At 63.9% G+C, this 6,146-nt stretch carries 8 protein-coding genes and 1 pseudogene; 5 read left to right on the top strand and 4 right to left on the bottom strand.

Features of this window, described 5'->3' with window-relative positions:
* Positions 1-106 precede the first annotated feature (106 nt).
* The 5 genes and pseudogenes from trbF to GGD88_RS18200 form a co-directional block, all read left to right on the top strand.
* Positions 107-802: pseudogene (gene trbF / locus GGD88_RS18220) on the top strand (conjugal transfer protein TrbF); the annotation flags it as partial.
* Positions 799-1,800 carry a P-type conjugative transfer protein TrbG gene (trbG, locus tag GGD88_RS18215; protein WP_184438160.1) on the top strand — a complete coding sequence of 334 codons (1,002 nt, stop codon included), beginning with the start codon at positions 799-801 and terminating at the stop codon, positions 1,798-1,800. The pseudogene trbF and the gene trbG, both read left to right, overlap by 4 nt.
* Positions 1,797-3,002 carry a TraB/TrbI/VirB10 family type IV secretion system protein gene (locus GGD88_RS18210; RefSeq protein WP_184438158.1) on the top strand — a complete coding sequence of 402 codons (1,206 nt, stop codon included), beginning with the start codon at positions 1,797-1,799 and terminating at the stop codon, positions 3,000-3,002. The genes trbG and GGD88_RS18210 overlap by 4 nt, the downstream gene beginning before the upstream one ends.
* A 3-nt stretch (positions 3,003-3,005) precedes the next feature.
* Positions 3,006-3,254, top strand: a complete 249-nt coding sequence (locus GGD88_RS19465; protein WP_184438156.1) for a DUF2274 domain-containing protein — start codon at positions 3,006-3,008, stop codon at positions 3,252-3,254.
* Positions 3,251-3,538, top strand: coding sequence for a DUF2274 domain-containing protein (locus GGD88_RS18200; protein WP_184438154.1), 288 nt, complete (start codon positions 3,251-3,253; stop codon positions 3,536-3,538). The genes GGD88_RS19465 and GGD88_RS18200 overlap by 4 nt, the downstream gene beginning before the upstream one ends.
* 107 nt (positions 3,539-3,645) lie before the next feature.
* On the opposite strand, the gene GGD88_RS18195 is transcribed toward GGD88_RS18200, so the two are convergent.
* From GGD88_RS18195 to GGD88_RS18180, 4 genes are read right to left on the bottom strand one after another with little or no spacing between them, the layout of a single operon-like run.
* Positions 3,646-3,921, bottom strand: a complete 276-nt coding sequence (locus GGD88_RS18195) for a hypothetical protein (RefSeq protein ID WP_184438152.1) — start codon at positions 3,919-3,921, stop codon at positions 3,646-3,648.
* Entirely contained in the window at positions 3,918-4,295 is a 378-nt protein-coding gene (locus GGD88_RS18190) for a hypothetical protein (RefSeq protein ID WP_184438150.1), read from the bottom strand. The genes GGD88_RS18195 and GGD88_RS18190 overlap by 4 nt, the downstream gene beginning before the upstream one ends.
* 31 nt (positions 4,296-4,326) lie before the next feature.
* The gene (locus tag GGD88_RS18185; protein WP_184438148.1) at positions 4,327-4,773 is read right to left on the bottom strand and encodes a hypothetical protein; all 447 of its coding nucleotides are present in this window, start codon (positions 4,771-4,773) and stop codon (positions 4,327-4,329) included.
* Positions 4,774-4,797: 24 nt separating this feature from the next.
* On the bottom strand, positions 4,798-5,439 hold the full coding sequence (locus GGD88_RS18180) for a hypothetical protein (protein WP_184438146.1): 642 nt from the start codon (positions 5,437-5,439) through the stop codon (positions 4,798-4,800).
* Between the last annotated feature and the right edge of the window lie 707 nt (positions 5,440-6,146).

The following is a 6,146-nucleotide window of genomic DNA, read 5'->3' as shown; positions in this document are numbered from 1 at the left end:
AACGGGGCCTCCCTGGCAGTCTGTGTCGTGTCGCAACTACCAGTGTGTCAGACCGTCCCGTTGTCCGCCCCTCCCCGATTTTCCGTCATGAACCTATCAGAAGGCCGCCCAGCTGTGGGACGAGCGCATCGGCTCCGCCCGCGTCCAGGCCCGCAACTGGCGCCTGATGGCCTTCGGCTGCCTGACCCTGGCCGTGGGCCTGTCCGGCGGGCTGGTCTGGCAGTCCCTGCAGAGCCGTGTGGTGCCCTATGTGGTCGAGGTCGACACCTTCGGCGCCGCCCGGGCCGTCGCCCCCGCCGTGGAGACCTATCAGCCCACCGACGCCCAGATCGCCTGGCACCTGGGCCGCTTCATCACCAACGTGCGGTCCGTCTCCACCGATCCCGTCCTGGTGCGGAGGAACTGGCTCGCCGCCTACGACCTGGTGACCGACCGCGCGGCGGTGTTCCTGAACGCCCATGCCCGCGCCGCCAAGCCCTTCGCCCGAATCGGCGAGCGCAGCGTCTCCGTGCAGATCACCAGCGTGGTGCGCGCTTCCGAACGCTCGTTCCAGGTCGCCTGGACGGAGCAGCACTTCGAGCGCGGCAGCCGGGTCGCCACCGAGCGCTGGACCGCCATCCTCACCGTGATCCTGCGCCCGCCGCGCACCGCCGAGGCGCTGCGTGCCAATCCGCTCGGCCTGTTCATCACCGCCATCGACTGGTCGCGCACCTTCGAGACCGGCGCGCCGGAACCGTCGACGCCAGCCGCTTTGCCCGAGCCCGATCCGTCCGCGCCCCCGCTGGAAAGGACCGCCCCATGACCGTCCCCCGTCGCTCCCGCGCGGCCCTGGCCGCGACCGTCTCCCTGCTGACGCTGGCCGCCTGCGCCGGCCGCACCCCGCCGCCGTCGATCCGCTACGACAGCGACGACTTCCGGCCCGCTATCGCCCAACCGGAGCCGCCGCGTCCGGTGGAGATCGTCGAGGTCCCCCAACCGCTGCCCCTGCCGGGCCAGTTGCTGCCGCCGCCCGGCCAGCCCGAATCCGACGACCGCCCGCCCGAGGAGCGTGTCGCCGCCGCCAACGCGGCCGCGACCCGCGAGCCGACCCGGCATGGCTACCTCAACGCCATCCAGGTTCATCCCTACACGCCCGGTGCCTTGTACCGCCTCTACACCGCGCCGGAACGGATCAGCGACATTGCCCTGCAGCCGGGCGAGACCCTGGTCTCGGTCGCCGCCGGCGACACCGTGCGCTGGGTCATCGGCGACACCACCAGCGGCGCCGGTGCCGAGCGCCGTGTGCATGTTCTGGTCAAGCCGTTCGCGCCGGAACTGTCCACCAACATGGTCATCACCACCGACCGCCGCGCCTATCACCTGGCCCTGGTCAGCACGGACGCGACCGCCATGGCCGCCCTGTCCTGGACCTATCCGGCGGACCAGATCCTGGCCCTGCGTCGCCGCAATGCCGACGCCGAAGCCGGCCGGCCCATCGCGGACGGCGTGAACCTGGACGGTCTGCGTTTCCGCTATGCCATCAGCGGCGACGATCCCCCGTGGCGGCCGGTGCGGGCTTTTGACGACGGCCACAAGGTCTTCATCACCTTCCCGCGTCGCATCGACCAGGGCGAGGCCCCGCCGCTGTTCATCATCGGCCCCGACGGCGGCAGCCAGCTCGTCAACTACCGCATGCGCGGACACTATTATATTGTCGACCGCCTGTTCGCCGCCGCCGAACTGCGTCTCGGCGGGCACGACCAGCAGGTGGTGCGCATCACCCGCACCGACGGCCAGCCGGCCGAAGGGGGCGGATCATGACCGCGCCCCCGAAGGCCGACCCCGAGACCCTGGCCCTGCGCGCCGCGCCCCGCCGCGTGGTGCGCTTCCGGCGCGGCCTGCTCATCGGGCTGACCGCCCTGGGCGCCGGCGCGGTGATGACGGTGACCCTGCTAGCCCTGCAGAGGCCGGATCTGCGGAGGGGATCGGAAGGCGTGGATCTGTATACGCCCGGCCGGGCCCCCACGCCCGAGGGGTTGGAGGGCTTGCCCGACGACTACGGCGACATGGCGCCGCCGCCGGTGCTCGGGCCGCCACTGCCCGGCGACTTGGGCCGGCCCATTCTGGAACACCGCCGCCGCGCCGGCCTGGAGCCCGATCCCGCCAACCGCGCCGCCGAGGCCGAGCGGCAGCGCCTCGCCGCACAAGCTCTGCAGGCCCGCGAGTCCGGCGTGCTGTTCCGCATCGATACCCGGCCGGTCGGGGCTACGGAAGCCAGGTCGGATACAGGTGGACAGCAACGCGTCGGAACGGACACTCCGACGCTGGCGCTGCCTGCCGACCGCCTCGCCCTGGACCCGGAGCGCGACCCCAACGGCCAGCAGACCAAGCTGGACGTCCTGAACCGGCGCCAGACCGGCGGCATCTATAACCCGCACGCCCTGGAAACGCCGGCCTCGCCGCATCAGGTCATGGCGGGCAGCATCATCGCCGCCAGCCTGATCACCGGCCTCAACTCAGACCTGCCCGGCACCGTGATCGCCCAGGTCACCGAGCACGTCTACGACACCGTCACGGGCCGCGTGCTGCTGATCCCGCAGGGCTCGCGCCTGATCGGCACCTATGACAGCGTCATCGCCTTCGGGCAGTCGCGCGCCTTGGTGGTCTGGCACCGGATCGTCATGCCGGACGGTTCGTCCATCCAGATCGACAACCTCCCGGCCACCGACCCGGCCGGATACGCCGGCCTGGAAGATGGCGTGGACTATCACACCGGCCGCCTGGCCACGGGCGTCGTGCTGGCCACCCTGCTGGGTGTCGGCACCGAGCTGTCCCTGGGCGACAGCGAGTCCGAGCTGGTCCGGGCCTTGCGCGAATCCCTCCAGGGCAACGTCAGCCGCGCCGGCTCGCGTCTGACCGAGCGCTTCCTCGACGTCCAGCCGACCCTGACCATCCGCCCCGGGTTCCCGTTGCGTGTGATCGTGCATCGAGACTTGGTCCTTCGCCCCTACCGAGGAGGCTGAGCCATGCTCAAACTGCCCCGTCTGCCCGACCGTACGCCGGTCCGCCTGACAGTCACTTTAGATGCGCCCCTGAATGCCGCGTTGAAGGAGTATGTCTCTTATCTGAACGGTCAACATGTCTCATTGAGGGGGCTTTGGCGTAAGTCATTGACCGTCCAGTATCGGCCGCGCCTGCGGCACCATGAGACACCTCCGGCGATGGCGCCGCGGCGCATCGCCTCGAGTCCTGCGGGAGCGGGAGGCGGCGCATGACCCAGTTGAAGCTCGGGCCGCTGCCCAAGATCGAGACGGTGCGTCTGTCGGTGACGATCCCGAAGCCGCTCAAGGAGGCACTGGATCTCTACGCCGCCGACCATGGCAAGCTCTACGAACCGGTCGATGCGGTGACACTCATCCCGCACATGCTGGAGGCCTTCCTGCGTTCGGACCGCGCGTTCATGAAGCGCCACGCCAAGCCAGCCGGCACGCGAACCGCTCAGCCGTCAGCGCCCCTGCCCAGCGGGACGACCACGCCGGATCGCGAGAGTTCGTCATGAAGACCGGCGATCCGACGCTCCTGCTCCTGCGCGAGCAGGGTCAGGGCCTGGATGCGCTGGGCCATGGCATGCACGGTCGCGCGTAGCGCGCGCTGGTCATCGCGTGCCTACCTTTGCAGGGCGGCCCGTTCGGCTTCGAGCGCGGCGATGCGGTCCTGCCGCGCCGCCGGTGTCATGTTACGGGCAGCGCGTTGCCTGATGTGATCCCGGAAGGCCTGGACGATGGCGGCGGCACGGTAGGCACTGGCGCGGGACAGTCCGGCCTCCCGGGCCAGATTGGTGACGGTGAGCCGGCCGTCGGTGAGTGTCGGGCGTCCGGCGAGGAGCCGCTCCATCGCTTGCCTGAGGGCGGTCTCCGCCGTGGTGCCGATCGGCGTGGTCATGGTGGCGCGTCCTCCGTCAGCTCATCGATCAGGCGGCGTTTGCGGGCATTGTCGTCGATGAGCGCCCGTCGTTGCAGGGGCGACAGCCGCTTGTCCTTGAGCAGGTGCCCCGCCTCGGCAATCGAGGCCTGCCACGGTGGCAGGTGGCGGTGGGTGATGCAGGCGTTCGGGCAGCGATCCGGGCTGCAGTGCGGAAGGATCGGGGTGCCGCGGTCGCCGGCGCGGCCGCGATCGAGGCAAGCCGCGGTGGCCGGATCGAAGAAGCAGTCGTTCAGGAAGCCGACGTGAAGCGTCCGCGCCAGATGTCCGAGCAGGGCGCGCAGACGCTGCCGGTCGACGATCCGGCCGGGCAGGTCGCCGAGCGCATGCTGCACCTGTGCGAACTCCGACAGGATGCTAGGACCCTTAATCCAAAAGAAACAATTCTTCATACTTTTGTGAGGAAGCCTCAAATAGCTCATCTTCCCCCATTTCACGGTAGATATGAATTTGAGACAGTAGTATTGTCTGGTAGTGAAGCATTTGATTTGGGTCAGATGCGTCTATTAGGGAAAGCGCAGCGTCAAACGAACGTTCTGCGCCGTTTAAGTCGCCGGCTTCCTGCCTCAAGATGCCATAGTCATATAGCAATAACGATGTTCTAAGCTGGACCTCTTTTGGTCTTGTGGTTTCCCCGTTTGGTGCAATTATTCCGTCACGTTCACCTTCTTTCTCAAGATATTCCTGATAAAACCAAATTGTAAATCCTGAAAGACCACCAAATAAAACGAAGGCGACCCCCCATAAAAAGCTAATTCTTTTGAGGTTTATTTCATCGCCAAGCCAAGTCCAGAAGAGCTTGAATGCCGTCATGGATATTTCCTCAAACGAGAGTCTCTAATCGGAAGAGAGGACTAGCTGTATTTCCTCAATAGATAGAGATAGCTGTTCAAGCTCAGAAATTCTTTTCTCAAGTACCTCGGCTATTGATTCCATACTTTCGGCGGCGCCAGAGTAATTGGAAAGCCGGACTTGGTATGTCATAAAGAGTTTAATTGACTCAAGTTCAACAATATCTCGCTCAATCTGATTATAAAGATTTATGATTTCTGTGATTCTTTCTCGGGTAGTCGCAGAATAAATTTCCAATGTCTTACTAATTTCTCGAGTATGGGCGACGCTCAATGTTGACTTGTCACTCTGAATTTCAGATCTGATCGCAGCCAGAGCTTCTAGCTGACCCTCTAATTCAACGCGCACAGAAGAATCTGGGGCAATAGCATCTCGTAAATTTCTCAATTGCTCCAACAGCTCATCCGTTATTAAGGCTATGGCCTCAGGATCTTCGATATTATTATGAAAGAATTGAATTTTTTGAGAATAGAGTTCTTTGTGTTGGGCTAACATGCGCGTTAGTTCGTTCAGCGCACTTTCTCCACTGTCAAATTCTTGCGAGAAAGAGACGGTCGAATTAAAAAATAAATGCGCAATGAAAATAAACTTCATTACGACATGAATCATCGTTTTCTTGTTTGACATTTATTGTATCCTCTGGCAATTCACCTCTGTGGCCGTGCCCGCGTATTGGCCATTCTCCAGCGCTCACTTATGAGCCTTTAGCTTGGTGGTGCTCCGTGAAGGGCTCATGACAAAGGTTTTGATCCCGATAGGGGGCAGTGCACCCAACCGGGTCATTAACGCGACATCCTCAACCACAATCGCGAAGTTAGCCGCGACGAGCAAGTCGTTCTCTTGATCGGTCCAGGGGCCTCTTGCCATTCCGCCAGGATGGAGGCGCGATGTACGTTTGAATCAAGCGCTTTGCCGCGACTGTCGCGAGGAGGCCAGGCGCGACCTGTTCTCGTACATCGAACGAGGTCCGCACCCACCAGGGCCGATGGTGTTTCGGACGGACCCCGATGCAGACCTTCATTGACACCGCTCCGACAGCCCGGGAGAAAATCATCTCCGTCGCATGACGTCGGACACCCGCCACGACAAGAACCTCTTGGCGGGTCAAGTGCAGACTTCTACACGCGGGAGGAAGGCTTATCCGAGGCGACGCTGACGAAATGGCGCCGTGAAACGCGCGAGAAGGAATGCCCTTTCCCTGATGCCGACACCGGCCCCAAGGGTTGGACGGCGGCAAATGAGGTTCATGACGGAAAATCGGGGAGGGGCGGACAACGGGACGGTCTGACACACTGGTAGTTGCGACACGACACAGACTGCCAGGGAGGCCCCGT

Source organism: Roseospira goensis, assembly GCF_014197795.1.
Lineage (GTDB): Bacteria > Pseudomonadota > Alphaproteobacteria > Rhodospirillales > Rhodospirillaceae > Rhodospira > Rhodospira goensis.
This window is presented reverse-complemented; position numbering and strand designations above follow the sequence as displayed.

Bases quoted from the DNA above. Each gene is read 5' to 3' on its own strand.
- GGD88_RS19465 (WP_184438156.1), top strand. From the start codon at position 3,006: ATGCTCAAACTGCCCCGTCTGCCCGACCGTACGCCGGTCCGCCTGACA.
- GGD88_RS18210 (WP_184438158.1), top strand. From the start codon at position 1,797: ATGACCGCGCCCCCGAAGGCCGACCCCGAGACCCTGGCCCTGCGCGCC.
- GGD88_RS18195 (WP_184438152.1), bottom strand. From the start codon at position 3,921: ATGACCACGCCGATCGGCACCACGGCGGAGACCGCCCTCAGGCAAGCG.
- GGD88_RS18180 (WP_184438146.1), bottom strand. From the start codon at position 5,439: ATGTCAAACAAGAAAACGATGATTCATGTCGTAATGAAGTTTATTTTC.
- trbG (WP_184438160.1), top strand. From the start codon at position 799: ATGACCGTCCCCCGTCGCTCCCGCGCGGCCCTGGCCGCGACCGTCTCC.
- GGD88_RS18200 (WP_184438154.1), top strand. From the start codon at position 3,251: ATGACCCAGTTGAAGCTCGGGCCGCTGCCCAAGATCGAGACGGTGCGT.
- GGD88_RS18185 (WP_184438148.1), bottom strand. From the start codon at position 4,773: ATGACGGCATTCAAGCTCTTCTGGACTTGGCTTGGCGATGAAATAAAC.